Here is a 24811-nt window from a genome sequence, read left to right as displayed (position 1 = left end):
TTCTTCTTCAGCAGGTTTTGCGTGGGTTTGGGGCATTCCGCAGCAAACGTCAATGCCCGGAAAATGGCCGTGCGGCCGTCAGCAGGCCCGGCAGGCGGCCCGCTCCCGCCGCGCAGAGCGTGCCGTGGCGCACCACCGCGCGGTTGTAGGTGATGGCGGTGCCGTCGATGTCCACCAGCGCGCCACCGGCCCGCGCGAGCAGGAGATCGGCGGCGGCCAGATCCCAGTCGTTGGCGTCGCGCTTGACCAGCGTCGCATCGATGCGTCCGTCCGCCACCATCGCGAGGCGATAGGCAAGCGAGGGGACATGGGCGATGCGCTCGACATCGCCGAACGACCGGCGATCGAGATGATCGGCCATGTCGGCGGGCGCGGCCATCCGCGTCGGGCGGGCGGCATCCGGCGGCGTGACGGCAAGCCGCCGGCCGTTGCAAAGCGCCGGTCCGTCGGCGGCGGCCGTGAACAGCTCGTCCAGGGCCGGGGCGAAAAGCACGCCGGCCACCGGCCGGCCGGCATGGACGACGGCGGCGCTGACGCACCAGACATCCTTGCCCGCGATGAAGGCGCGGGTGCCGTCGATGGGATCGATGACGAAGACGGTCGGGCGGGCAAGGCGCGCCGCGTTATCGTCGGTTTCCTCCGACAGCCAGCCGTAGTCCGGCCGCGCCGAAAGCAGCATTTCCTTCAGGATATCGTTGGCCGCGAAGTCCGCCGCGCTGACCGGCGAACGCCCGCCGTTCTTCCACCAGACCTCCGGCTGCCTGCCGAAGAATTCCAGCGCGCGCGCGCCGGCGCGCCGGGCCGCCGCCGCCAGCAGATCGAGATCGGCGCTCCAGTCTGTGCGGGCGGCGGGCCGGGCCGGGAAATCAGGCGCCGGCAAGCGTCATGCCCTCGATGGCGAGCGTCGGCGCGGCGATGCCGAAGCTGCGGTCGATATCGCTTGCCGGCGTGATGCGCATGAACATGTCCGACAGATTGGAGGCGATGGTGACCTCGGAGACCGGAAAGGTCAGTTCGCCGTTCTCGATCCAGTAGCCCGCCGCACCCCGACTGTATTCGCCCGTCACCATATTGACGCCCTGACCGATCAGTTCCGTGACGTAGAGGCCGGTTCCAACCGAACGGATCAGCTCTTCCGGCGAAACCTCGCCGGGCTCCAGCGCGAGGTTCGTCGAGGCGGGATTGACGGCGGGGCCGCCGCGCACGCCGCGTCCGTTCGTCGAAAGTCCAAGCTCCCGCGCCGTCGAGGTGGAGAGGAACCAGTGCTTCAGGATACCGTCCTCGATCATCGCAAGCTTTTGGCCGGAGACACCCTCGCCATCGAAGGGACGCGAGGAAGCGCCGCGCACCACCAGCGGATCGTCCGTCACCGTCAGCCCGGCCTTCAGCACCTGCCGGCCCATGCGATCGCGCAGGAAGCTGGTCTTGCGGGCGACGGCCGCGCCGTTGATCGCCCCGGCGATATGGCCGGCGATGCCCCGCGCCATGCGCGGATCGTAGACGACCGTGACGTCGCGGGCGGTCGGCACCTGGCGCGGATCGAGCCGCCGCACCGTCCGCGTCGCCGCCTCGCGGCCAATCGCCGCGGGATCGCGCAACCGGTCGAAATAGAGCTGGCTGTCGAAGTCGTAGTCACGCTCCATCTTCGTGCCCTCGCCTGCGATCACGCTGACGGAGCGGCCGAAACGGCTGGCCATATAGCTGCCGGAAAAGCCGTGCGAGGTCGCGAGCACCAGGCCGCCCATGCCGGCGGACGCCCCGGCACCGCCGGAATTCGTGACGCCCGCCACGGCCAGCGCGGCGGCTTCGGCGGCCAGCGCCGCTTCGGCAAGCGCCTCCGAGGAAACCTCGGTCGGATCGAAAAGTTCGAGATCCGGCCATTGGCGGGCAAGATTCGCCTCGTCGGCAAGCGACGCGAAGGGATCTTCCGGCGAGGCCTTCGCCATGGCGACGGCCCGTTCGGCGAGTGTCTTCAGGTCGAAGCCCGGACTGGCCGAAACGCTGGCGACGCGGCGGCCGACGAAGACGCGCAGCGAGAAATCGTCGCTTTCGGAGGCCTCCGTGCCTTCGACCTTGCCGAGGCGCACGCTCACCGAGCGGGAGCGGCCGCGCACGATCACCGCGTCGGCGGCGTCGGCTCCTGCCGAAACGGCGCGCGCGATGAGTTCCTCGGCGCGCGCAAGCAGGCTTGCGGAATCGATCGTATCGGACATGACTTGGCCTTTCTTTGCTGCCCCATTTATTGTGCGCCGGCACGGGCATCAAGGGCGGTCACGCCGATTTGCCTGTTTCGCCGCCGGGGGGATATTCTTTCGTATGACCTATACACACAGTTCCTATTACGAAGTCCTCCTCATGCTGGGCGGCGCGCTTCTGGCCGCGCCGCTTTTCAAGCGGCTGGGGCTCGGCACGATTCTCGGCTATCTTGCCGCCGGCGTGGTGATCGGCCCGCTGCTGCACCAGATCCGCGACGGCGAGGAACTGCTGCATGTGGCCGAACTCGGCGTCGTCTTCCTGCTGTTCCTGATCGGGCTGGAGCTGAAGCCCTCGCGCCTGTGGGCGATGCGCCGCGACATTTTCGGCGTCGGGGCGGCACAGGTCGCCGTGACCGGAACCGGGCTTGCCGGGCTGGCGCTTTTGACGGGCCTCGTCGACTGGGCCGGCGCGCTGATCGTCGGCTTCGGGCTGGCGCTTTCCTCCACCGCCTTCGCGCTACAGATCCTCGACGAGAACGGCGACACCAACACGCGCTACGGCCAGCGCGCCTTCTCGCTGCTGCTCTTTCAGGATCTCGCCATCGTGCCGCTGCTCGCGGTGATCCCGCTTCTCGCCCACCAGTCACCGGAGGACCCGACAACCGCCCTGGAGGACTTCGCGGTGGCCGTCGGCGCCATCACCGCCCTGCTGGTCGCCGGCCGCTACCTGCTCAATCCGCTGTTCCAGGTGATCGCCCGCACCGGCGCGCGCGAGGCGATGATCGCGGCCGCGCTGTTCGTGGTGCTGGCGGCGGCGAACCTGTTGCAGATGGCCGGGCTCTCCATGGCCATGGGAGCCTTTCTCGCCGGCGTGCTGCTCGCCGATTCCTCCTACCGCCATGAATTGCAGGCCGATGTGGAACCGTTTCGCGGCATCCTGCTCGGCCTGTTCTTCATGGCGGTCGGCCTGTCGCTGCATATCGACGTCATCTTCTCCGGCTGGCCGGTCATCCTCATCGCCACGCCGGCGATGATGCTCGCCAAGAGCCTGATCATCTACGGGCTCAGCCGGCTGACGGGCTCGCCGCACAATGATGCCGTGCGCATCGCCCTGCTCTTGCCGCAAGGCGGCGAATTCGGCTTCGTGCTGTTCACGGCGGCGGCCGCCGCCGGCATCTTTTCCGGAAGCACCGCCTCGCTGCTGGTCGCCATCGTCACGGTTTCGATGGCGCTCACCCCCATCTCCGCAGCGCTCGCCCGCTTTTTCCTCACCGAGGAGGCAGCCGAGGAAATGGACGAGGATTTCGACGGCGCGGGGGCGGACGTGCTGATGATCGGCTTTTCGCGGTTCGGCCAGATCGCCGCGCAGATCCTGCTGGCCGGCGGCCGCGAGGTCACTGTCATCGACCATTCGACCGAGCGCGTCCGGCAGGCCGCAAGCTTCGGCTTCCGCATCTATTTCGGCGACGGCACGCGCAAGGACGTGCTTCTGGCCGCCGGCATCGAGCGGGCGAAGATCGTCGCCATATGCACGCACAGCAAGGCCACGACGGATCGCATCGTCGATCTGGTGCGGACCGAATATCCCAATGCCGATCTTTTCGTGCGCTCCTACGATCGCATCCATACGCTGTCGCTGCGCGAGCGCGGGGTGCAGTACGAAATCCGCGAAACGCTGGAGTCCGGCCTGCTGTTCGGCCGCAAGGTGCTGGAGGCGCTCGGCCTTGGCGAGAACAATTCGCTCGACATCGCCGACGATATCCGGGATCGCGACGAGGCCCGGCTCCAGTTGCAGGCGGTCGAGGGGCTGTCGGCGGGCCGCGACATGCTGCACACCAAACCCGTCAAGCCCGAACCGCTGCTCAAGCCGAAGCGCAAGACGGAGGACGCCGGCGACGAAACGGTGGAGGCCTGACCCTCAGCCGAGGGCGGCAAGGCGCGCATCGAGCGCCCGTCGCAGATCGTCGCGCACGGCTTCCGCCGCCACCAGGATTTCCTTCGCCTTCAGGAAATCGAGCACCCGGAAGCGCCCGACATCCGGCTGGAGGAAGATGTCGGGAGCCCCCCTCTCCAGCTTCAGCGTGACGATGGAACGCATGGTGAGTTGCGTGGCGCCATAGAGCGTGTCGAGCCCGTTGGGCGTTTCGGTGACGCCGGCCAGGGGCGCGCCGATCACGTCGACCCCGATGGTGATGCCGGCGCGGCCGGCGATATGATCGAAGGGAACCGGGTTCCACAGCCCGCCGTCGATCATCAGGCGGCCGCCGATGGCCACGGGAAGGAAGACCGCCGGCAAGGCGGCGGAAGCGGCGAGCGCGGGAAACAGCGGCCCGCTCTCGCAAAGGCATTCGCATTGCCCGTAATAATCAGAGGCCACCACCTTGAGCGGGATCGCCAGTTCCTCGAATGTCTCCGGCAGGCTTTCGGGCAGGAAGACCCTGAGAATGCGTTCAAGATCGAACTGGCCGAAACGGAAGCCGCCGGCCACCACGCCGGAAAGGCTTGCCGGACGCAGGCTCCAGAGCCGGTTCAGGATCTCGCCCTTGCGGCCGATGACGGAAAGCGTGTGATCGCGGATCTCCGCCCCGGTCATGCCCGCCGCCAGCGCCGCTCCCATCAGCGCGCCGATGGACGCGCCGGCGACAAGCTGCGGCTGCAGGCCGTATTCGTCGAGCGTCTCGATGACGGGGATATGGGCAAGGCCCCGCGCGCCGCCGCCGCCGAGCGCCAGGGCGACGGCCGGATTCGAATGCGGGAGGGGTCGGGGAAGATCGGTCATCGGCGGACTTGCCTCGGGCACGGGCTCTGGATCGCGATGAATCCGGGGCAACCGGCCTGAATTCATCGATCCGGGCGGATCCCGCTCTAGCCGGCCCGGTAACGATAGAAATGCATGCGTGTATCGCCGAAACCGCGTTCGTCAAGCAGGGCGAAACCGTCTATGGCGGCGGGCTGAATATCGGCCCGCTCTTCCAGGATCGCAAGAGCGCCATCGACGAGCCAGCCGCCACGCGCCGCCGCATCGAGCGCCCGTTCGCCGAGACCCTTGCCATAGGGCGGATCGGCGAAGAGCAGATCGAAGGGCTCCATCGTGCCGACGCCGCCCAGCGCGGTGGCGTCGCGGCGAAAAATCTTCGCCCGGCCGATCACCCCGAGCGCCTCGATATTGGAATGCAGCAGCCCGCGCCCCTCGACGCCCTGTTCCACGAACAGCGCCGCGCGCGCGCCGCGCGACAGGGCCTCAAGCCCCACCGCGCCGGTGCCGGCGAACAGATCGAGGACCCGGCCGCCGTCCAGCGCTTCGGGATAGGCGTGGGCGAGAATGTTGAACAGGCTTTCGCGCGTCCGGTCGGAGGTCGGCCGGATCGCATCCGAGCGCGGCGCGGCAAGCGTGCGCCCGCGAAACTCTCCACCGACGATCCGCACGACCGGTTACTTGCCCCGCCCGCGCGGACGGCCGCCCCCGGCCGGCTTGCCGCCGAAGGGTCTTCCACCGGGCTTGCCGCCGGAAGGTTTGCCGCCCATGGGTTTGTCGGGCCGGCCGCCAGAGGGCTTGCCGGAGTTTCCGAACGGCTTTGCGCCCTCGCGGCGCGGCGGACGGTCGCCGAAGGAGCGCTCGCCCTCGGCGCGCGGCGCGCGTTCACTGCGGGGCGGCCGATCGCCGAAATCGCGGGGACCGCGACCCTCGCCACCGGGCGACCGCTTGCGGCCAAAGCCACCCTCGTCCCTCTGCGGCTCCGGTTCGCCGGCGCGGATCCATTCCCCGTCCTCGTCGCGGGTCTTCAAGACCCGCGGCGGCATCGCGGCGCCGCCTTGCGGGCGGGGCCTCGCCGGCCCCTTGTGGTCGGGATCGAATTTCCGCGCCGATTTCGTCAGGGTTCCCTCGGCCGTGCGGCCGTAACGCTTCGTCTTCGGCGCACCCTCGGGGCGGAGGCGCGGCTCGCGCTTCGGGCCGTCGGCCTCTTCAGCCTTCCGTTCGGCGACCGGGCGCGCACCGGGCGCCATCCAGACATTGGACCTGCGCGTACCAGCGGGCGGCCGCGCCTTTGGACGATCCTCGAAGCGGTCGTCGCGATCCCGGCCTTCCCCGCGCTTGGCGGGGAAACGGTCGTCGCGCTTCGTATCGAGCCGGTCACGCGCGGGCTCGCGGCGGTCGGCCCGCCTGGCGGGGCCGCCCCATTCCCGGCCCGCCGTCTCTCCGGCCGGCTTCGCCTTGCGGACGGGTTCTTCCTCGGACAGGGCCTGCGGGCCGTCGAAAAGCGGCGCGTCGAAATTGGCTTTCGCCTCTTCCACCAGCCGGGGGCCGAGCTGGTCGCGAAGCGTCCGGCCACGGATTTCCTGCGCCTGGCCTTCCGGCAGGTCGCCGAGCTGGAACGGACCGTAGGAAAGCCGGATCAGCCGGTTGACCTCCAGACCCAGCGAACCGAGCACGTTCTTGACCTCGCGGTTCTTGCCTTCACGTAGCGCGAGCGTCAGCCAGACGTTCGATCCCTGCACCTTGTCGAGCGTCGCGTCGATCGCGCCGTAGAGCACGCCGTCGACGGCGATGCCCTCCTTCAGCGTATCGAGCTGCGCCTGTTCGATCTTGCCATGGGCGCGCACCCGGTAGCGGCGCAACCAGCCGGTGGTCGGCAGTTCCAGGACGCGGGCAAGCCCGCCGTCGTTGGTGAGCAGCAGCAGGCCTTCGGTATTGATGTCGAGGCGGCCGATGGAGATCACCCGCGGCAGGTCTTCCGGCAGGTTCTCGAACACCGTCGGGCGACCCTCCGGATCGGCGTTGGTGGTGACCAGGCCGGCCGGCTTGTGATAGAGCCAGAGGCGGGTGCGCTCGATGCCGCGAATACGCTCGCCGTCCACTTCGATCTGGTCGGCGAAGGTCGCGTTGACGACCGGCGTCTCCAGGATCTTGCCGTTGAGGCTGACACGCCCCTCCATGATCATCCGCTCGATATCGCGGCGCGAGGCGATGCCCGCGCGGGCGAGTAGCTTGGAGATGCGTTCGGGCGCAAGCGCGGCATCGCCGCCGGCCGCCGCGGGAGCGGGCCTTTCGGCTTTCTCGCCACGGCCGGCCGCGGGCTTGCCGGAAAACGGCTTGCCCGTCCGCTCGCCATTCCTGGCCGCGGCGGGTTTTGCGCCCGAAAAGGGCTTCTTGCCGGGCGCGGCCGAAGCGCCGCGCGGCTTGTGATCCCGGCCCGAGGGCTTGCCGCCCGGCCGTTTTGGCTTGTCTTTGGATGTCATTTGTGCTGCCTGCGTTTTGCCGTGTCCTATCAGGTCAGGCGTCCGGGGTTAAGAGGAATTCGTGCCGGCCATGACAAATCGCTTCATGGAGATCGCGCTTGCCGAAGCCCGCGCAGCCGGATTGCGCGACGAAGTGCCGATCGGCGCGGCGCTGGTGCTCGACGGCCGCGTCGTGGCGCGCGCGGGAAACCGCACCCGCGAGGATAACGACGTCACCGCACATGCCGAGATCGCCGTCATCCGCGCCGCCGCGCGCGAACTCGGCCGGGAGCGTCTTTCCGGCGCGGACCTCTATGTGACGCTGGAACCCTGCACCATGTGCGCCGCCGCCATATCCTTCGCCCGCATCCGCAGGCTTTATTATGGCGCGGAGGATCCGAAAGGCGGCGCGGTCGACAACGGCGTGCGCTTCTTCGCGCAACCTGCCTGCCATCACGCGCCCGACGTCTATTCCGGTATCGACGGCATGGCGGCGGCCGAAATCCTCAAGGCCTTCTTCAGGGAACGGCGCGCGCCGGGCTGACAGGGCTCAGCCGTCCGCGAAGTTCCTCAGCTTTTCCCCTGAAAGACGGTAGCGGATCCACTCCGCCTGCGGCTCGGCGCCGACAGCATCATAGACACGGATGGCCGGTGTGTTCCAGTCGAGAACGCTCCACTCGAAGCGCCCGCAGCCCTCCGCGACAGCGATCCGCGCGAGATGGCGCAACAGGCGTTTTCCGACCCCCGCGCCGCGATGGGCCGGCGTCACATAGAGATCCTCCAGATAGAGGCCGTTCTTCGCCTGCCAGGTGGAATAGGTCTTGAACCAGACGGCGAAACCCGCCGGCGCGCCGTCCGCCGCTTCGCAGATCACCGCGCGCGTCACGGAATCCGGGCCGAACAGCGAGGCGGTGACGGTCGCTTCCGTCGCCTCGACCTCATGCAGCGCCTTTTCGTAATCCGCCAGTTCGCGGATGAACCGCAGGATCGTGGCGGCGTCCCCGGCCGTCGCCGGGCGGATGCTATAGGTCATGGAGCGCTCAGAAAGGCCACCACTTGGAGCCGCCCTTGGCTTCTGCCTGCGCTTCCTTCCTGCGGCGACGCTCCTTGTCCTTCTCGGGTTCGCCGAGATTGGCCTGATCTTCCTCGGCGAGACGGCGATAGTCCAGCGGCGGATCGCTCAGGTAGCGGCGTTTGTCCGAATAGGTCCCCATCTGCAACTTGCGCGCATCGCGATAGGCCTGCTGCTGTTCGGCGGCCGAAAGCTTGCGCCCCGTCGCATGCTGGGTGATCAGCGGCGAACGGTAGCTCGGGTCGTCCTGATTGGCGGTCGCCTCCGCGCGCAGGCGCTCGCGCATTTCCTCCGGGCCTTCGACCCATTGGCCGTTGTCCTTGTCGGCAAGCGAGGGCTGCGGCGCGACAAGCGCGGTCTCCGTGGTCTTCGGCACCACCAGCGAGCCGCGCGGCTGGTATTTGATCTTGCGGGCCTCGGTGTTGTCCGGCGCAATGCTGGCGATGCTGCCGATATCCTCGACCAATTGTTCGCCCGCCGTCTTGCCGGTGCCATAGGTCGGCCCCATGCAGCCGGTCAGGAGCATCCCGCCGCCGATCAGACCGAGAAGCCCGCCATGCACTCGATAATTCCGCGTCATTCCGATGAACATCCTTCCAGCTGGGCCGGCGCAACCATGCTCCACAGGGAGCGGGAACGCCGTCCCATGGCGGAAAATTCCGACCATTTTCAGGCAGCAATAGCGGATGCCGGACGCAAGCGCAATTCGTCCGGCGGCGGCCGGGGTCCGAAAAATCCCGGCCGTCAACAGGCGGCCGCCGTCAGGCAGCGCGCCGGAAACCGAGTTCACGCAGCGCCGCGGCGTCCCGCGCCGAGACGTCCGGATAGTCCGGATCGGAACCGATATCCGTCGTGATACGCCAGGAGCGGGCGCATTTGCGGCCTTCGGCAAGCTTCGGCTCGACGGAGACCTTCGCCACATCGGCCAGACGGAAGGCCGTGGCCGGACCGTCGCCGGCAACGACCGTGATCGCCGAGGTGATGCAGATTTCCGCGAAATCCTCGCCTTCGAGGGCCGCGATCAGTTCCGGATCGGCGATATGGACGACCGGGGCGGCTTCCAGCGAAGCGCCGATGCGCTTCTCGCGCCGCTCGATCTCCAGCGCGCCGGTGACGACCGAACGGACGTCGCGGATTTTCTCCCATTTCGCCTGAAGCGCATCGTTGCGCCATTCGGCGGGAACCGCCGGGAACTGTTCCAGATGCACGGAAACCGCCTCGGGCTTCCGGGACAGCCATGCCTCCTCCATGGTGAAGGGCAGCATCGGCGCCAGCCAGGTGACGAGGCATTCGAAGATCCTGCGGATCGTCGAAAGCGCCGCGCGGCGCTTGAGCGAGGACGGCGCGTCGCAGTAAAGCGCATCCTTGCGCACGTCGAAATAGAAGGCCGACAGTTCGACATTCGAGAAATCGATCAGCGCGCGGGCGATCTTCTTGAAGTCGAAGGCGTCGTAACCTTCGCGCACCTGCGCGTCGAGTTCGAACAGCCGGTGCAGCATCAGCCGTTCCAGTTCCGGCAGGTCGGCGTGGGGGACATCCTCTCCCGTGTCATGGGCGAGCGTGCCGAGCATCCAGCGGACGGTGTTGCGAAGCTTCCGGTAGGCGTCGATATTGGTCTGGATGATCGTCTTGCCGAGCCGCTGGTCTTCCCAATAGTCGGTGGTCATCACCCAGAGCCTGAGGATATCGGCGCCCGATTCCTTCATCACGTCCTGCGGCGAGACGACATTGCCCTTCGACTTCGACATCTTCTCGCCCTTCTCGTCCATGGTGAAGCCATGGGTGACGACGGCGTCATAGGGCGCGCGGCCGCGCGTGGCGCAGCTTTCGAGAAGCGAGGAATGGAACCAGCCGCGATGCTGGTCGGAGCCTTCGAGATAGACGTCGGCCGGCCACTTCAGGTCCGGGCGGTCTTCGAGGGTGAAGGTGTGGGTCGAGCCTGAATCGAACCAGACGTCGAGGATGTCCATGACCTGATGCCAGCGATCGGCATCGTGATTTCCGCCGAGGAAGCGTTCTTTCGCCCCCTCCGCAAACCAGGCGTCGGCCCCTTCCTGCTCGAAGGCTTCGAGGATGCGGGCGTTGACCGCCTCGTCCACGAGGATCTCGCCCTTCTCGTCGGCGAAGATGGCGATGGGCACGCCCCAGGCGCGCTGGCGCGACAGCACCCAGTCGGGGCGGCTCTCGATCATGGCGCGCAGCCGGTTCTGGCCGGCGGACGGCACGAAGCGGGTGTCGTCGATGGCGGCGAGCGCGCGCGTGCGCAGCGTCGTCCCGTCCGAAAGGTCCTTGTCCATATAGACGAACCATTGCGGCGTATTGCGGAAGATCACCGGCTTCTTGGAGCGCCAGGAATGGGGGTAGGTGTGCTTCAGCCGGCCGCGCGCGAAGAGGCGGTCGGCGGCGATCAGCGCCTTGATGACCGCATCGTTGGCGTCGCCCTTCTTGCCCTTGTCGTCGATCACCCGCGCCGCGCCGCCGTCGCGATCCGGGCCGAAGCCGGGCGCGTCGGCGGTATAGAAACCGGCGTCGTCGACGGTGAAGGGGATCTTCGAGGAGATGCCCCGCGCCTCCAGATTGCGGGCCTCGGCCATCCAGGCGTCGAAGTCCTCGCGGCCATGGCCGGGGGCGGTGTGCACGAAGCCGGTGCCGGCGTCGTCGGTGACGTGGTCACCGTCGAGAAGCGGAACCTTGAAATCGTAGCCGCCGCCAAAACCCTTCAGCGGATGATCGCAGGTGACGCCGTCAAGCTCCGACGGATCGAGATCGCGCAGGAGCGCGAGCGTCACCTTGGCCTTGGCCGCGCAGTCATCGGCAAGCCGCTTGGCGAAGACCAGCTTTTCGCCCGGCTGCGGGCCAAAGGCGTTTTCCGCCGCCGTCACCTCATAGAGGCCATAGGCATAGCGCGACGAAAAAGCGATGGCGCGGTTGCCGGGGATCGTCCAGGGCGTGGTGGTCCAGATGACGATGAAATTGCCCTTGAGGTCGTCCCCGCCCTCCACGACCGGGAACTTCACCCAGATCGTGTCGCTTTCGTAGTCCTGATATTCGACTTCCGCCTCGGCCAGCGCCGTGCGCTCGACCACCGACCACATGATCGGCTTGGAGCCGCGGTAGAGCTGGCCGGATCTGGCGATCTTCAGGAGTTCGCCGGCGATGCGGGCTTCGGCGTGGAAGTTCATCGTCGTATAGGGATTGTCGAAGTCGCCCTCGATGCCGAGGCGCTTGAACTCCTGCGTCTGGATCTGGATCCATTCGGCGGCGAAGTCGCGGCATTCCCGGCGGAATTCGTTGACCGGAACCTCGTCCTTGTTCTTGCCCTTCTCGCGGTATTTCTCCTCGATCTTCCATTCGATCGGCAGGCCGTGGCAATCCCAGCCGGGCACGTAATTGGCATCGCGGCCGCGCATCTGGAAGGAGCGGGTGATGACGTCCTTCAGGATCTTGTTCAGCGCATGGCCGATATGGATGTTGCCATTGGCATAGGGCGGGCCGTCGTGCAGCACGAATTTCTCGCGGCCGGCGGCCGAGGCGCGCAGCTGCTTGTAAAGGCCCATCTTCTGCCAGCGGGCGACCGTCTCCGGCTCCTTCTGCGGCAGGCCGGCGCGCATCGGAAAGTCCGTCTGCGGCAGGTAGAGGGTGGAGGAATAATCGACTTTTTCGGGCGTTTCGGTCATGGGTATGGCTATCGTCTCATCGCGCGGTCGCCGCGCAGGCGGAAAACAGGGTCAATTTTCTTTTCGCATTTCCGGACGGAAAACCGCTTCACACTTTTCCTGAAAATGCTTTCACTGACGGCGGGGACGTTTCCGGAACGTCCATCATCCCGGACCTTCCGGCCTCGCTCAGAGCGCGCGGAAGGCCGGGCCGATAATTCGCGGATCGATGGTCAGCCGGTCGAGCATCATGGCGCGGTCTTACGGGTTTTTCGCCGCTTTGAAAAGACGGCAACACCGTTTGCGGTCAGAAACAGAGGCGCCGGTCGAGGCCGCCGAGCGGCCTGACGCCGGAAAGCAGCGTCCTTGCCTCCTCCTCGTCGCGCTTCATCTGCACGACAAGCGCATCGAGACCGTCGAATTTCAGTTCGTCGCGCAGGTGCCCGAAGAAGGAAACGGCAGCGACTTCGCCGTAGAGATCCCCGGAAAAGTCGAAAAGGAAGGTTTCGAGCAAGGGGGCTCCGTTCGACGTGACCGTCGGCCGGCGGCCGTAGCTGGCGACGCCGTCATAATGGCTGCCATCGGGTCGGCGGAAACGCACGGCGTAGATCCCGTTGCGCAGTTCCGTTTCCGGCGGAAGCTGCATATTGGCCGTCGGATACCCCAGGGTGCGGCCAAGCCGCTTGCCGCCGATGACCTCGGCCTCGACGGTATAACGGTAGCCGAGCTGGCCCGCCGCCTCGGCGACCGCCCCCTCGCCGACCAGCTTGCGGATGAAGCTGGAGGAAATGACGGACGCGTTTTCGTCGCGAAAGGCGTCGACCAGCGTCACGCCGAAGCCGTTATCCTCGCCGGCCGCCATCAGGAAGGCCGGACCGCCCTCCCGGCCCTTGCCGAAATGGAAATCGAAGCCGGTGACCACCTGCGAGCCATGCAGCCAGTCGAGCAGCACCGCGCGGATGAAGCCGGCGGCCGACAGCTCCGAGAAGGACCGGTCGAAGGGGTATTCGATGACCGCGGAAAACCCCATGCCTTCGAGGATGCGCGCCTTCAACGGCGCGGGCGTCAGGCGGAAAACGGGCGTCTGCGGACGGAAGACGGTGCGCGGATGCGGCTCGAAGGTCAGTACGAGCGCGGGTGCGCCGCGCTCGGCCGCAATGTCCAGCGCCCGTTGCAGCACGGTCTGATGGCCGCGGTGCACGCCGTCGAAATTGCCGATGGCGATCACGCCGCCGCGCAGATGCTCCGGCAAAGGCCCCTTCGTCGCGTTCCGGTGGAATACGGTCATTGGAACGTCTCCGTCCGGTCACTGCAACCGGGGCATCCACCATTTCGGCGACGCATTCTCGCGCGCGAGGAACGCCGAAAGGCGCGCCTCGTCGGTTCGCCCGTCGACGACATATTCCGCCGCGTGGATACCGCCCGATATATAGACGACGTCGAGGCCCGCCGCTTCGGCGCCGCGGATGTCCGTCGGCATGCCGTCGCCGATCGCCACGATGCGATTTAGGGCGACGTCGCCCCGCACCGCCCGCACCTCGGCCAGCGACCTCTCGTAGATCGGGCGATGGGGCTTTCCGGCGATCCGCGTCGTTCCGCCGATTTGTTCGTAAAGAACCGCGATCGCACCGGCGCAGGGCACGATCTTGTGGCCGCGCTCGACGACGAGATCGGGATTGGCGCAGATCAGGGGCAGCCCCCGCGCGGCAAGCGGCGTCAACTCGCCGCGATAATCTTCCGCCGTCTCGATCTCGTCTTCACGCAGGCCCGCACAGACGATGATTTCCGCCGCCTCCGGCGCGACCGGCTCGACATCGAGCCCGTCGAGCAGCGCCCGATCGCGTTCCGTACCGATGAAATGGATCTTCCTCGGGCCGGCGGCGATCAGCGACCGCGTCACATCGCCGGAGGTGACGATCCGGTCATAGGCGGCGTCCAGAACGCCGAGGCCCCGGATCTGCGCCTTCACGCCGGGATGGGGACGGGGCGAATTGGTGATGAGGACGACGGCAAGCCCGGCGGCCCGGGCCGCGGCCAGCGCCTCGGAGGCCGCCGCGAAAGCCTCGACGCCGTTGTGGAGGACACCCCAGACATCACAGAGCACCGCATCATAATGCCGGGTGATTTCATCGAAGGATTGAATGCGTTGCGTCATCTGCCGTTCCCGTGAAAAATCGAGCCCGGCTGACATCGCAAAGGCGGCGCGAGAATACAAGCCTTTCGCGCCGGATTTTGCCGCCGGCGGCGGGCTTGCGCGGACTTGACCGGCGGCGGCCGGAACCCCATCTGAAGGAAAGCCATGACCGTTCGGGACGAAATATTTTCAGACGGCCGTCCTTGACTCGCTCTTTCCCAGATCCTATTTCCCATTCGCTAGCACTCGACAGCTCTGAGTGCTAACACCATTCCAACGGATCCATCGCGGATCCGCAATGTCATTTGATCGAGGGATTAGACAATGGCAAGCACCAACTTCCGTCCGCTTCACGATCGCGTCGTCGTACGTCGCGTCGAATCCGAAGAAAAGACCAAGGGCGGCATCATCATCCCGGACACCGCCAAGGAAAAGCCGCAGGAAGGCGAAATCGTCGCCGTCGGCTCGGGCGCGCGTGACGAAAGCGGCAAGGTCGTCGCTCTCGACGTCAAGGTCGGCGACCGCATCCTGTTCGGCAAGTGGTCCGGCACCGAAGTCAAGCTCGACGGCGAAGACCTTCTGATCATGAAGGAAGCCGACATCATGGGCGTCATCGGCTGATCCGCCGCCAACCTCCCTACCTTTCCCTTCAATAAGCCGGTCTCTCCGGCGTTTCGAAACCAGGAGTTTTGAAAAATGGCAGCCAAAGAAGTCAAGTTCGGCCGCAGCGCGCGTGAAAAGATGCTGCACGGCGTCGACGTTCTCGCAGACGCCGTCAAGGTAACGCTCGGCCCCAAGGGCCGCAACGTCGTCATCGACAAGTCGTTCGGCGCTCCGCGCATCACCAAGGACGGCGTTTCCGTCGCCAAGGAAATCGAACTGGAAGACAAGTTCGAGAACATGGGCGCCCAGCTCGTCCGTGAGGTCGCTTCCAAGACCAACGACATCGCCGGCGACGGCACGACGACGGCAACCGTTCTGGCCCAGGCCATCGTTCGCGAAGGCCACAAGGCCGTTGCCGCCGGCATGAACCCGATGGACCTGAAGCGCGGCATCGATCTCGCCGTCGCCGAAGTCGTCAAGGATCTCCAGGCCAAGGCCAAGAAGATCAACACCTCGGAAGAAGTCGCCCAGGTCGGCACGATCTCCGCAAACGGCGACAAGCAGGTCGGTCTCGACATTGCCGAAGCCATGCAGAAGGTCGGCAACGAAGGCGTCATCACGGTTGAAGAAGCCAAGACCGCCGAAACCGAACTCGAAGTCGTCGAAGGCATGCAGTTTGACCGCGGCTACCTGTCGCCCTACTTCGTGACCAACCCGGAAAAGATGATCGCCGATCTCGAAGACGCTTACATTCTCCTGCACGAGAAGAAGCTCTCGAACCTCCAGGCGATGCTCCCGGTTCTCGAAGCCGTCGTCCAGAGCGGCAAGCCGCTGGTCATCATCGCTGAAGACGTCGAAGGCGAAGCCCTTGCAACGCTCGTCGTCAACAAGCTGCGCGGCGGCCTGAAGATCGCTGCCGTCAAGGCTCCGGGCTTCGGCGACCGCCGCAAGGCCATGCTCGAAGACCTCGCCATCCTGACGGGCGGCACGGTGATCTCCGAGGACCTCGGCATCAAGCTCGAGAACGTCACGCTCGACATGCTCGGCAAGGCCAAGAAGGTGTCGATCTCCAAGGAGAACACGACGATCGTCGACGGCGCCGGCCAGAAGGCCGAAATCGAAGGCCGCGTCGCCCAGATCAAGGCGCAGATCGAGGAAACCACCTCGGACTACGACCGTGAGAAGCTTCAGGAGCGTCTCGCCAAGCTCGCTGGCGGCGTTGCCGTCATCCGCGTCGGCGGCTCCACGGAAGTCGAAGTGAAGGAAAAGAAGGACCGCATCGACGACGCCCTCAACGCGACGCGCGCTGCCGTTCAGGAAGGCATCGTACCGGGCGGCGGCGTTGCGCTCCTGCGCTCCTCCGTCAAGATCGCCTCCAAGGGCGAAAACGACGATCAGGACGCCGGCGTCAACATCGTCCGCAAGGCGCTCCAGTCGCTCGTTCGCCAGATCGCGGACAACGCTGGTGACGAAGCCTCCATCGTCGTCGGCAAGATCCTCGACAAGAACGAAGACAACTACGGCTACAACGCCCAGACCGGTGAATATGGCGACCTGATCCAGCTCGGCATCGTCGACCCGGTCAAGGTTGTCCGCACGGCGCTCCAGAACGCCGCTTCGGTCGCCTCGCTGCTGATCACGACGGAAGCCATGATCGCCGAACTGCCGAAGAAGGATGCCCCTGGCGGCATGCCGGGCGGCATGGGCGGCATGGGTGGCATGGACATGATGTGATAGGCGAAAGCCTATCGCAGCATGACCATCGAGCATCCCCATGCAGTCAAAGCGGTTCAGCGCGTCAAGCGCGCTGAACTGGCGGCATGGACATGATGTAAGACCTTCGGGTCCGACATCGGTTCTATTCGGAAAGGGCGGTCTTCGGGCCGCCCTTTTGTCATTCCGGCCTTGCCGCACCGTTGCGAATTGGCCGCGCGCAGACATTTTCTTACCCAGGACCGTTGCCGCGGGAACAAAAGCCCCTATAAGGCGCTTTCAAGTGAACATTAAGATTCACACGGGATTTCAAGGGGACGGGAAAGCGAGTGTAGAGCGGCGGGCGTCGGGGACGCCGGTCGTGGGGGCGGACACAGCTTCATCAATCTTCGACAGATGCGACGGGCCAGACCGGCTGGATCGGTTCGGCGGCGGCATTCTCATGCATGTCACACATCCGGGCTGCCGATCCTTCGGGCACGGTTTGACCGGAGCGGTTCAATCCTGCGAAAGCGGCTTGAGGCGACCTGTCCGTACAGCGTGCGGATGGAGCCGACGAGCCGTGGACAAAATACCCTGAGGGGGGAACAGGTGTTCAAGATCGTCAAGACGGATTTGTCGTCGCCATTCCTGCCCGGCTCGCTCGACGGGAGCGAGACCGGAAACGAGCTTCTGGCGCAATATTGCATCGCAGAGCGCTGGACGGGCGACCTCGCCAACGGGGTCTTCATGCTGGGCGAATGCACCGCCCGGGCCCACGGCCTCGACGAACGCGCCTGTGGCCTGCTGAATCTCATCCGCTGTTACGAGACGGCGGATCGCAACAATCTGCTCGACCTGTTCGAGCAGGCGGCGACCGCCTCCTCGTCGTTCTGCTTCTCCACCACCATTCATCTCGACGGCGTCCCGCGCCAGCCGGTCTTCTGTATCGGGGAATCGACCGGGCTCGAGGACAATTACGCCGGATCGCTGACCGGCCTGTTCGCCTTTCCCCGCTTCCAGCTCGCAAACCCCGGCGGGCCGCTGCGGCGGCAATAGCGCCTTTCCGGCAAAAGTGCGAAGCCGTTCTACCGTCCCTGCGAGAACCGGAACCGGGCAATCGACGCCGGCCGCTTACCCGCGCAACCGGACGATCACGCCGTCAGCGCCTTGAGATCGGATGCCGGGTCCGCCAGCACGGCCCGCTCGGGCGTGCGGCCCATCTCGATCAGTTTCTTGCCGACCACATAGGCCTTGGCGTCGTTGACCGCATCCACGGCGATCAGGCGGTGGTCACGGAAATACCATACCGAGACGCTGCCTTCCCGCTGACCGGGCCGCACGAGCGTATCGTCGAAACCCATGCAGAAGCCGGCGATCTGGAGTTTCACGTCGTATTGATCCGACCAGAACCAGGGCTTCGGCTCATAAGGCGCATCGCCTCCGGCGATCACCGCCGCTGCCGCTTCCGCCTGATCGACGGCATTTTGAACCGACTCGATGCGCACGCGCGCCTCGCCGAAAGGCAGAACGGTGCAGTCGCCCATGGCGAAGATTGCGGGATCGGAGGTGCGGGCATGGGCGTCGACGACGATGCCATTATCCACCTCCAGCCCCGCCGCGCGCGCCAGACCGTCGTTCGCCGTCACGCCGATGCCGGCGATGACCAGATCGACGGGCAGAACGAAACCGTCCGTCAGTTCGGCACCGGTCACCCGGCCGTTTTCCCCGACAAGCCGGACAAGGCCCGTCTTTTCCCGCACGTCGACGCCGCGCGCGATATGAATCGCCTTCAGGATCGTGGCGGTGGCCGGCGAGGCGACGCGCGCAAGAATACGGTCGGCCATCTCGATGACCGTCACATGAAGCCCCCGCCCCCGCGCGACGGCGGCGGCCTCGAGGCCGATATAGCCGCCGCCGACGACGAGCGCCCGTCGCCCCTCCCGCATCTCGATGCCCAGACGATCGGCGTCGAGATAATCCCGCACCGTGAAGACGCCTTCGAGATCGCCGCCGATCGCCGCCGGCAGGCGGCGCGGCGTCGCGCCGGTGGCCAGCGCCAGACAGCCATAGGAAAGCGTGGATCCGTCGCTCAGCGCCACCGTCCTGCCGGCGCGATCGATCGACACGACCTCGGTCGAAAGCCGCACCTCCACGTCGTTTTCCGCATACCAGCTTTCAGGGCGGAATTTCAGCCGCTCCAGATCCGCCTCGCCGAGCAGGTATTTCTTGGAGAGCGGCGGACGCTGATAGGGATGGGTCGCCTCCGAGGAGACGAGAGTGATCGGGCGTCTGTCCCCAAGCGCCCGCAATTTGGCGACAAGCGCAAATGCGGCCTGACCGCCGCCCGCAACAACCAGTCTTTCGCTCACGATGGCTCCGTTCCGTTTCGCCAGAGGTTGCGTTGCGGCGAGCCGGAGGTCAATCCGGCCTGCGTCGTTAACTGCCGTATTTGCGTCAACCCTTCGAGGGAACCTCCAGCCCGCGGATTGCCGCCGGCCGGGCGAGGCAGCGCTCCAGCCAGGCCATGACCGCCGGGAAGCCCGCATAGTCGAGGACCTCGCGGCCGCCGTAGAAGACATCCGCGCCGCGCACCCACGGATAAAGCGCGATATCGGCAATGGTGTGCTCTTCGCCCATGATCCACCGGCGGTCCTTCAGGCGCTCTTCCAACACGGACAGAAGGCGTTTCGTCTCGTCGCGATAGCGTTCCATCGGATAGGAATTGTTGGCGACCTTGTCCGCGGCAAATTTATAGAAATGGCCGAACTGGCCGAACATCGGCCCGACGCCTCCCATCTGGAACATCACCCAGCAGAGCGTCTCGTATCGGGCGGCGGCATCGGCCGGAAGGAGCTTTCCGGTCTTCTCCGCCAGATAGATCAGGATCGCCCCCGATTCGAACAAGCCGATCGGCTTGCCGCCGGGGCCGTCCGGATCGATGAGCGCAGGAATGCGGCCATTCGGATTGAGCGAAACGAACTCCGGCGACTTCTGCTCATTCTCGCCGAAATCGACATAATGCGCCTCATAGGGCAGACCCAGTTCCTCCAGCGCGATCGACACCTTGACGCCGTTCGGCGTCGCGAGGGAATAAAGCTGGATGACGTCGGGATTTTTCGCCGGCCACTTCTTGGTGATGGGGAAGGATGACAGGTCCGCCATGGAGAACTCCTTTTAAGGGAGCCTATAGATAGGACAGTTTTTCCGGCGATGGCAGATGGGGCCGGAAATTTCCCGGCCGTTTCCTGGAAGGCGGATAACGCAATGGCCGGGCCTGCCGGCGTTCAGGCCACCCGCCGCACCCGCTCTATAATCTCCGCCACGGCCGGATCGCCCTCATGCTCCGGCTTGCGGGCGCGAACGAGGCAGGCCTGCGACCTGAGGATCACCCCGTCCGTCAGGATTTTCAGGTGGTTGGCTGCAAGCGTCGAGCCCGTGGAGGTGATGTCGACGATGATGTCGGCCGAGCCGGACGCCGGGGCGCCCTCGGTCGCGCCGAGGCTTTCGACGATACGATAGAGCTGGATGCCGTGATTGCCGGAGAAGAACTGCTGCGTCAGCCGCCAGTATTTCGTGGCGATGGTGAGGCGGCGGCCGTGACGGGCGCGGAAATCGGCGGCGACATCGCCAAGATCGGCCATGGTGTCGACATCGAGCCAGATTTCCGGCACCGCGACCACCACATCCGCATGACCGAAACCGAGCCGGGCGCAGAACTCGACGCGCGCATCCGCCTCCGCCATGCCCTCGCGCACCAGATCCTCGCCGGTGACCCCGAAATCGACCGTGCCGTTGCCGATCTCGCGGGAGATTTCGGAAGCCGAGAGAAAGGCGATCTCGATATCCTCGCGCCCCTCGACGCGGCCGCGATAGGAGCGGTCGTTGCCGACGGCGGCGACCGGCAGGCCGGCGCGCGCCAGGATGGCGGAGGCCTCGTCCTTCATTCGCCCCTTGGAAGGCAGGCCGATGGTGATCATGCGGAAGCTCCCTTCACCGCCTCGATGCGATCGAGCCAGAGCGAAAAGCCGACGGCGGGGATGCGTTCGCGCGCGCCGAGCAGCGTCATGAGCCGGTCGAAGCGGCCGCCGCCGGCCAGCACCGAGGAAACGCCGGCCGGCGCGATCTCGAAGACGAGGCCGGTATAATAATCGAGCGGCCGGCCGAAGGCCGCGCGATAACGGATGCCCGCCGGATCGACGCCGGCGGCCACCAGCGCATCGACGCGGCGCCCGAAGCGGCCGAGCGCGCCGTCAAGGGCAAGCCCGCTCCGGGCGGCGAAAGCGGCGAGCGCCGCGGGCGCTTCGGCAAGGCCGGTCTCCAGCGCCAGGAATTCGGCAAGCGGGCCGAGCGTATCGCCGCCGAGACGGGTGTTGGAAAGCTCGATCTTCTCGCGCAGCCGGCGGGCGATCTCCACCGGGCTGCGGCCGGTGTCGGAGGAATAGCCCGTCGCCGCCATGGTTTCCTCGATATGCGCGACGAGCTTCGCCTCGTCGTCAAGCTTGCCGAGAATGGCGAGGCGGTCGACCTCCGGGCCGAAGACGCCGGAAGGCCCGGGCGAGGACAGATCGTCGATCAGCCGCGCCAGCCGCGACTGGTTGCCGAAAGCATGCACCAGCCGCTTCTGCCAGCCGCCCGGCAGGCCGCAGGCGGCCACGACCGCCTCGAAGACCGACTGGTCGCCGAGCGTCACGGAAAGCTCGACGCCCGGAAGGCAGCCGGAAAGCGCCAGACACGCATCATGGATGGCGCGCGCATCGGCGCGGGCGACGTCGGGATCGCCGAGATCCTCGATGCCGGCCTGATAGAACTCGTTTGCGCCATCGCGGCGCTGGCGGAAGACCTCGCCGAGATAGGCGTAGCGCTTCGGCGTTCCGGCCGCCGTCTCGATATGGCGCATGCAGACGGGAATGGTGAATTCCGGGCGCAGGCACAGGCTCTTGCCCGTTTCGCTCTCCGTCATGAAAATGCGGCGGCGCAGGTCCTCGCCCGCCATGTCGAGGAAGGGCTCGGCCGGCTGGATGACCGGTGTGTCGACACGCTCCGCGCCGAGCCGCTCGAAATCGGCGACGAGGCCGGCGGCGAAAGGTGGAAGACCGGTCAGCGGCATGGGGACGGCTCCCGGCGGGTCATCCATGCGTCAGGCATCGCGCGCCCGATCCTCCGCCTGCTGGGCCAGCATGGCGCGCACCTTGGCGACGAGATCGCCTTCCGGCACCGAGACCTGCGCCACGCGCGCCTCGCGCCAGGCGGCATTGTCCTCGATCTCCGACGAAAGACGCTTGCCTTCGATCAGATCCTTGATCTGCACGATTCCCTCGGCCCGCTCGTTGCCGCCCTGGATGACCGCGAGCGGCGCGCCGCGCCGGTCGGCGTATTTGAGCTGGTTGCCGAAGTTTTTCGGATTGCCCTGATACATCTCCGCGCGGATGCCCGCATTGCGCAGGTCCTGCGTAAAGCGCTGGTAGCGGCCGAGGCTTTCGGCATCGCGGTCCATGACGCAGACGATCACCGGCGCGACGATGTCCTCCTGCCCCAGTTTGCCGAGGTTCTTGAGCGCCGTCATCAGCCGCGAGACGCCGATGGAAAAGCCCGTCGCCGGCACCGGCTGGCCCATGAAGCGGGAAACGAGGCCATCGTAGCGCCCGCCGCCGCCGACCGAGCCGAAGACCACCTTCTCGCCCTTCTCGTTGGTGACGGCAAATTGCAGTTCCGCCTCGAACACCGGGCCGGTATAATATTCCAGCCCGCGCACGACCGAGGGATCGATCCTGATGCGGTCCGGGCCATAGCCGGCGGACGTCACGAGATGGGCGATCCGGTTCAGTTCCTCCACGCCCTCGACCCCGCGCGCGCTGGCTTCGACCAGTTTCACGAGGTCGGCCATGCTCGCCGCGTAATCCGTGATGCCGACGAAGAACAGCACCTTCTCGATCTGGTCGGCGGCAAGACCCGCCCCCTTGGTGACATCGCCGGACTCGTCCTTGCGGCCTTCGCCGAGCAGCAGGCGCACGCCTTCCGGGCCGAACTTGTCCAGCTTGTCGATGGCGCGCAACACGGTGAGGCGGGCGTTCGCATCGGCTTCGCCGCCAAGACCGATGGCCTCCATGACGCCATCGAGGACCTTGCGGTTGTTGACCCGGATGACGTAGTCGCCACGCGCGATGCCGAGCGCCTCCATCGTATCGGCCATCATCATGCACATTTCGGCGTCGGCCTGGACGCCCGCGGCCCCGACCGTATCGGCGTCGAACTGCATGAACTGGCGGAAGCGGCCCGGTCCCGGCTTCTCGTTGCGGAAGACATAGCCGGCGCGATAGGTGCGGTAGGGAAGCTGGATCTCGTTGAAATTCTCGGCGACATGGCGGGCAAGCGGCGCCGTCAGGTCGTAGCGCAGGCTCAACCACTGCTCGTCGTCGTCCTGCAACGAGAAGACGCCCTCGTTGGGGCGGTCGCTGTCGGGCAGGAATTTTCCGAGCGCATCGGTATATTCGAAAAGCGGGGTCTCGACCGGATCGAAGCCGTAGCGCTCGTAGACCTCGCGAATGCGCGCCGTCATCGCGTTGACGGCGCGGATGTCGGCGGCATCTCGGTCGATGAAGCCGCGCGGCAGGCGCGCCTTCAGCTTGTGCGGTTTTTTCTGCTTTTCGCTCATCGGGATACCCGGAATTCCTGTGGGTTCTTGTGCGGGTTTCCCTAGCGGATTGGGCCGATGGCGGCAAGGGCGCATGCCGCCTGAATGCGGCGGCGACGCATGCCGCCTGGATGCGGCAGCCGCGATATCACTGCAAACGGGGGATCACTCTCTCATCTGCCGCGGACGGGACGATTCCCGCGCCTCGACGAGCGAGGCGGCGATGGCCCGCGCCATCCGCAGGCTCGTCTCCCGGATGTCTCCGGGCGTGCCACTGCGGGCGGAATGGATCAGCCGGAACCCCTCCTCCAGCATGATCGTCTGCGCCCTGTCGCAGGCCCAGTGTTCTATGGACGCGTCCATAGATAAGGCTTCGCCTGGCATCCTCACCCCCGTGCCAAATCATCGAGCATCACACGGCGCGCCGCAAACCACGAGCACGAAGCCGGTTGCGATTACCCCTACAACGCTTCCGCTGCCTAACCGCAGGTTACATGATTCGCCCCGAACTGAAACCGCCGGCACTCCCGCCAACCGTCAGGGGCGTGTAAACAGGCCGCGGGCGCGCTCCACTTCCGCGCGAAAGCAGCAGCCCTCGACGTGATCGTTGACCAGGCCCATCGCCTGCATGAACGCATAAACGGTGGTGGGGCCGACGAACGTCCAGCCGCGCTTCTTCAGGTCCTTCGAAAGGCGGATGGACGCGGGCGTCGTCGCCATGGCGGCGAGCGTCTCCCAGTCGCAGCGGGCGGGGCGTTCCTCCGGCTGCGGCTCGAAGCCCCAGAAATAACGGGCGAGCGAGCCGAATTCGTCGCGCAGCGCCTGCGCGCGGCGGGCGTTGTTGATCGTCGAGACGATCTTGCCGCGGTGACGCACGATGCCGGGATCGGCAAGGCAACGGGCGATGTCCTCTTCTCCGAAGAGAGAGACGCGGTCGAAGTCGAAACCGGCAAAGGCGGCGCGGAACCCCTCGCGCTTGCGCAGGATCGTCAGCCAGGACAGTCCCGACTGGAACCCCTCCAGGCAGATCTTCTCGAACAGGCGGCGATCGTCCGTCACCGGCCGGCCCCATTCCTCGTCGTGATAACGGCGATAATCGTCGAGATTGCCGTGCCACTTGCAGCGGTCACGCCCGTCCTCGCCCGTCAACAGCCCCTGCCCGGCCATGGCCTTCTCCGTTTCCGTTTTGTTCGCATTTACCATATGTCAACCAGTTTTGGAAAGCCGGTAATAACCCTACCGGAAGCTTTATCCGGCCGATTCCCGCCGCACACGCCGGCGTTTACCTTTCGCTTGCGCGAAGGGTGCAAGCATTTTTCCGAACCGCGCCGTCCGTCGTCTTCACGGCGCAACCCAGCGACGATCAGTAGCGAGTACGTCCGATGTCGATACGCTTTCTCCTTGCCACGACCATTCTGTGCGCCGCGACCGCGGTCCATGCGAACGACCGATACATGAGCCGTCCTCCGGTCATCGTCAGCCCGGACCTCACCGCGCCCTGGGTGATGCAACTCACCGGCCAGGGCGTCCGGCCGGCGGTCGCACCGCGGCGCGCGGTGGAGCGCCCGCCGGTGCAGCAGCGGCGGGTCCTCCGGCGCGAGGCCCCGG

General features: G+C 66.2%; 22 protein-coding genes. 5 read left to right on the top strand and 17 right to left on the bottom strand.

Features of this window, described 5'->3' with window-relative positions:
- Nucleotides 1–49: 49 nt before the first annotated feature.
- Together KYK29_RS21480 and KYK29_RS21475 are read right to left on the bottom strand one after the other, a co-directional pair.
- Nucleotides 50–880: a 3'(2'),5'-bisphosphate nucleotidase CysQ gene (locus KYK29_RS21480; RefSeq protein WP_254692926.1), complete on the bottom strand. Its 831-nt coding sequence runs from the start codon at nt 878–880 to the stop codon at nt 50–52.
- Complete coding sequence (locus tag KYK29_RS21475) at nt 867–2213, bottom strand: TldD/PmbA family protein (RefSeq protein WP_254692925.1); 1347 nt, start codon at nt 2211–2213, stop codon at nt 867–869. The genes KYK29_RS21480 and KYK29_RS21475 overlap by 14 nt, the downstream gene beginning before the upstream one ends.
- A 103-nt stretch (nt 2214–2316) precedes the next feature.
- On the opposite strand from KYK29_RS21475, the gene KYK29_RS21470 reads away from it, so the two are divergent.
- Entirely contained in the window at nt 2317–4110 is a 1794-nt protein-coding gene (locus tag KYK29_RS21470) for a monovalent cation:proton antiporter-2 (CPA2) family protein (RefSeq protein WP_254692924.1), read from the top strand.
- 3 nt (nt 4111–4113) lie between these two features.
- On the opposite strand, the gene KYK29_RS21465 is transcribed toward KYK29_RS21470, so the two are convergent.
- The 3 genes from KYK29_RS21465 to KYK29_RS21455 all read right to left on the bottom strand — a co-directional run bounded on the left by KYK29_RS21465 (nt 4114) and on the right by KYK29_RS21455 (nt 7433).
- Entirely contained in the window at nt 4114–4974 is an 861-nt protein-coding gene (locus KYK29_RS21465; protein WP_254692923.1) for a patatin-like phospholipase family protein, read from the bottom strand.
- Between the two features lie 86 nt (nt 4975–5060).
- The gene (gene rsmD / locus KYK29_RS21460; protein ID WP_254692922.1) at nt 5061–5621 is read right to left on the bottom strand and encodes a 16S rRNA (guanine(966)-N(2))-methyltransferase RsmD; all 561 of its coding nucleotides are present in this window, start codon (nt 5619–5621) and stop codon (nt 5061–5063) included.
- A 6-nt stretch (nt 5622–5627) separates the two neighbouring features.
- The gene (locus KYK29_RS21455) at nt 5628–7433 is read right to left on the bottom strand and encodes a pseudouridine synthase (protein ID WP_254692921.1); all 1806 of its coding nucleotides are present in this window, start codon (nt 7431–7433) and stop codon (nt 5628–5630) included.
- A gap of 70 nt (nt 7434–7503) precedes the next feature.
- Here KYK29_RS21455 and KYK29_RS21450 point away from each other — a divergent pair, with 70 nt between their 5' ends.
- Nucleotides 7504–7956: a nucleoside deaminase gene (locus KYK29_RS21450; RefSeq protein ID WP_254692920.1), complete on the top strand. Its 453-nt coding sequence runs from the start codon at nt 7504–7506 to the stop codon at nt 7954–7956.
- A 6-nt stretch (nt 7957–7962) separates the two neighbouring features.
- On the opposite strand, the gene KYK29_RS21445 is transcribed toward KYK29_RS21450, so the two are convergent.
- The 5 genes from KYK29_RS21445 to KYK29_RS21425 all read right to left on the bottom strand — a co-directional run bounded on the left by KYK29_RS21445 (nt 7963) and on the right by KYK29_RS21425 (nt 14295).
- Nucleotides 7963–8445: a GNAT family N-acetyltransferase gene (locus KYK29_RS21445; RefSeq protein ID WP_254692919.1), complete on the bottom strand. Its 483-nt coding sequence runs from the start codon at nt 8443–8445 to the stop codon at nt 7963–7965.
- A 7-nt stretch (nt 8446–8452) separates the two neighbouring features.
- Nucleotides 8453–9070 carry a hypothetical protein gene (locus KYK29_RS21440; RefSeq protein WP_254692946.1) on the bottom strand — a complete coding sequence of 206 codons (618 nt, stop codon included), beginning with the start codon at nt 9068–9070 and terminating at the stop codon, nt 8453–8455.
- A 175-nt stretch (nt 9071–9245) separates the two neighbouring features.
- Entirely contained in the window at nt 9246–12161 is a 2916-nt protein-coding gene (gene ileS, locus KYK29_RS21435; RefSeq protein WP_254692918.1) for an isoleucine--tRNA ligase, read from the bottom strand.
- A 286-nt stretch (nt 12162–12447) separates the two neighbouring features.
- Nucleotides 12448–13428 (bottom strand): bifunctional riboflavin kinase/FAD synthetase, encoded by a 981-nt coding sequence (locus KYK29_RS21430; protein ID WP_254692917.1) that lies wholly within the window; start codon nt 13426–13428, stop codon nt 12448–12450.
- A gap of 18 nt (nt 13429–13446) precedes the next feature.
- The gene (locus KYK29_RS21425) at nt 13447–14295 is read right to left on the bottom strand and encodes a TIGR01459 family HAD-type hydrolase (RefSeq protein WP_254692916.1); all 849 of its coding nucleotides are present in this window, start codon (nt 14293–14295) and stop codon (nt 13447–13449) included.
- 303 nt (nt 14296–14598) lie between these two features.
- Between KYK29_RS21425 and groES the strand changes: the two genes are divergently transcribed.
- The 3 genes from groES (at nt 14599) to KYK29_RS21410 (ending at nt 17628) form a co-directional block, all read left to right on the top strand.
- A complete protein-coding gene (gene groES / locus KYK29_RS21420; protein ID WP_254692915.1) occupies nt 14599–14895 on the top strand; it encodes a co-chaperone GroES in 297 nt (98 codons plus the stop codon).
- 75 nt (nt 14896–14970) lie between these two features.
- Nucleotides 14971–16611, top strand: a complete 1641-nt coding sequence (gene groL, locus KYK29_RS21415; protein ID WP_254692914.1) for a chaperonin GroEL — start codon at nt 14971–14973, stop codon at nt 16609–16611.
- Between the two features lie 570 nt (nt 16612–17181).
- Nucleotides 17182–17628, top strand: coding sequence for a hypothetical protein (locus tag KYK29_RS21410; RefSeq protein WP_254692913.1), 447 nt, complete (start codon nt 17182–17184; stop codon nt 17626–17628).
- A gap of 95 nt (nt 17629–17723) precedes the next feature.
- On the opposite strand, the gene KYK29_RS21405 is transcribed toward KYK29_RS21410, so the two are convergent.
- The 7 genes from KYK29_RS21405 to KYK29_RS21375 form a co-directional block, all read right to left on the bottom strand.
- The gene (locus KYK29_RS21405; protein ID WP_254692912.1) at nt 17724–18941 is read right to left on the bottom strand and encodes an NAD(P)/FAD-dependent oxidoreductase; all 1218 of its coding nucleotides are present in this window, start codon (nt 18939–18941) and stop codon (nt 17724–17726) included.
- Between the two features lie 85 nt (nt 18942–19026).
- Nucleotides 19027–19734, bottom strand: coding sequence for a glutathione binding-like protein (locus tag KYK29_RS21400; protein ID WP_254692911.1), 708 nt, complete (start codon nt 19732–19734; stop codon nt 19027–19029).
- 122 nt (nt 19735–19856) lie between these two features.
- Nucleotides 19857–20549 carry an ATP phosphoribosyltransferase gene (gene hisG, locus KYK29_RS21395; RefSeq protein ID WP_254692910.1) on the bottom strand — a complete coding sequence of 231 codons (693 nt, stop codon included), beginning with the start codon at nt 20547–20549 and terminating at the stop codon, nt 19857–19859.
- Nucleotides 20546–21679, bottom strand: a complete 1134-nt coding sequence (locus KYK29_RS21390; protein ID WP_254692909.1) for an ATP phosphoribosyltransferase regulatory subunit — start codon at nt 21677–21679, stop codon at nt 20546–20548. The genes hisG and KYK29_RS21390 overlap by 4 nt, the downstream gene beginning before the upstream one ends.
- Nucleotides 21680–21709: 30 nt before the next feature.
- Nucleotides 21710–23224 (bottom strand): histidine--tRNA ligase, encoded by a 1515-nt coding sequence (gene hisS, locus KYK29_RS21385; protein ID WP_254692908.1) that lies wholly within the window; start codon nt 23222–23224, stop codon nt 21710–21712.
- A gap of 144 nt (nt 23225–23368) precedes the next feature.
- Nucleotides 23369–23566, bottom strand: coding sequence for a hypothetical protein (locus KYK29_RS21380; RefSeq protein ID WP_254692907.1), 198 nt, complete (start codon nt 23564–23566; stop codon nt 23369–23371).
- Between the two features lie 174 nt (nt 23567–23740).
- On the bottom strand, nt 23741–24370 hold the full coding sequence (locus KYK29_RS21375; protein WP_254692906.1) for a DNA-3-methyladenine glycosylase I: 630 nt from the start codon (nt 24368–24370) through the stop codon (nt 23741–23743).
- Between the last annotated feature and the right edge of the window lie 441 nt (nt 24371–24811).

The sequence above is a fragment of the Shinella daejeonensis genome (assembly GCF_024281235.1).
Lineage (GTDB): Bacteria > Pseudomonadota > Alphaproteobacteria > Rhizobiales > Rhizobiaceae > Shinella > Shinella daejeonensis.
The sequence above is the reverse complement of the archived record's forward strand: the minus strand, read 5'-3'. Positions and strand labels throughout refer to the sequence as shown.

Coding starts and splice junctions, on each gene's coding strand:
- hisG (WP_254692910.1), bottom strand. CDS start 20,549: ATGATCACCATCGGCCTGCCTTCCAAGGGGCGAATGAAGGACGAGGCC.
- KYK29_RS21380 (WP_254692907.1), bottom strand. CDS start 23,566: ATGGACGCGTCCATAGAACACTGGGCCTGCGACAGGGCGCAGACGATC.
- KYK29_RS21450 (WP_254692920.1), top strand. CDS start 7,504: ATGACAAATCGCTTCATGGAGATCGCGCTTGCCGAAGCCCGCGCAGCC.
- KYK29_RS21465 (WP_254692923.1), bottom strand. CDS start 4,974: ATGACCGATCTTCCCCGACCCCTCCCGCATTCGAATCCGGCCGTCGCC.
- ileS (WP_254692918.1), bottom strand. CDS start 12,161: ATGACCGAAACGCCCGAAAAAGTCGATTATTCCTCCACCCTCTACCTG.
- groES (WP_254692915.1), top strand. CDS start 14,599: ATGGCAAGCACCAACTTCCGTCCGCTTCACGATCGCGTCGTCGTACGT.
- KYK29_RS21475 (WP_254692925.1), bottom strand. CDS start 2,213: ATGTCCGATACGATCGATTCCGCAAGCCTGCTTGCGCGCGCCGAGGAA.
- groL (WP_254692914.1), top strand. CDS start 14,971: ATGGCAGCCAAAGAAGTCAAGTTCGGCCGCAGCGCGCGTGAAAAGATG.
- KYK29_RS21430 (WP_254692917.1), bottom strand. CDS start 13,428: ATGACCGTATTCCACCGGAACGCGACGAAGGGGCCTTTGCCGGAGCAT.
- KYK29_RS21445 (WP_254692919.1), bottom strand. CDS start 8,445: ATGACCTATAGCATCCGCCCGGCGACGGCCGGGGACGCCGCCACGATC.
- KYK29_RS21390 (WP_254692909.1), bottom strand. CDS start 21,679: ATGCCGCTGACCGGTCTTCCACCTTTCGCCGCCGGCCTCGTCGCCGAT.
- KYK29_RS21425 (WP_254692916.1), bottom strand. CDS start 14,295: ATGACGCAACGCATTCAATCCTTCGATGAAATCACCCGGCATTATGAT.
- KYK29_RS21470 (WP_254692924.1), top strand. CDS start 2,317: ATGACCTATACACACAGTTCCTATTACGAAGTCCTCCTCATGCTGGGC.
- KYK29_RS21400 (WP_254692911.1), bottom strand. CDS start 19,734: ATGGCGGACCTGTCATCCTTCCCCATCACCAAGAAGTGGCCGGCGAAA.
- KYK29_RS21375 (WP_254692906.1), bottom strand. CDS start 24,370: ATGGCCGGGCAGGGGCTGTTGACGGGCGAGGACGGGCGTGACCGCTGC.
- hisS (WP_254692908.1), bottom strand. CDS start 23,224: ATGAGCGAAAAGCAGAAAAAACCGCACAAGCTGAAGGCGCGCCTGCCG.
- KYK29_RS21455 (WP_254692921.1), bottom strand. CDS start 7,433: ATGACATCCAAAGACAAGCCAAAACGGCCGGGCGGCAAGCCCTCGGGC.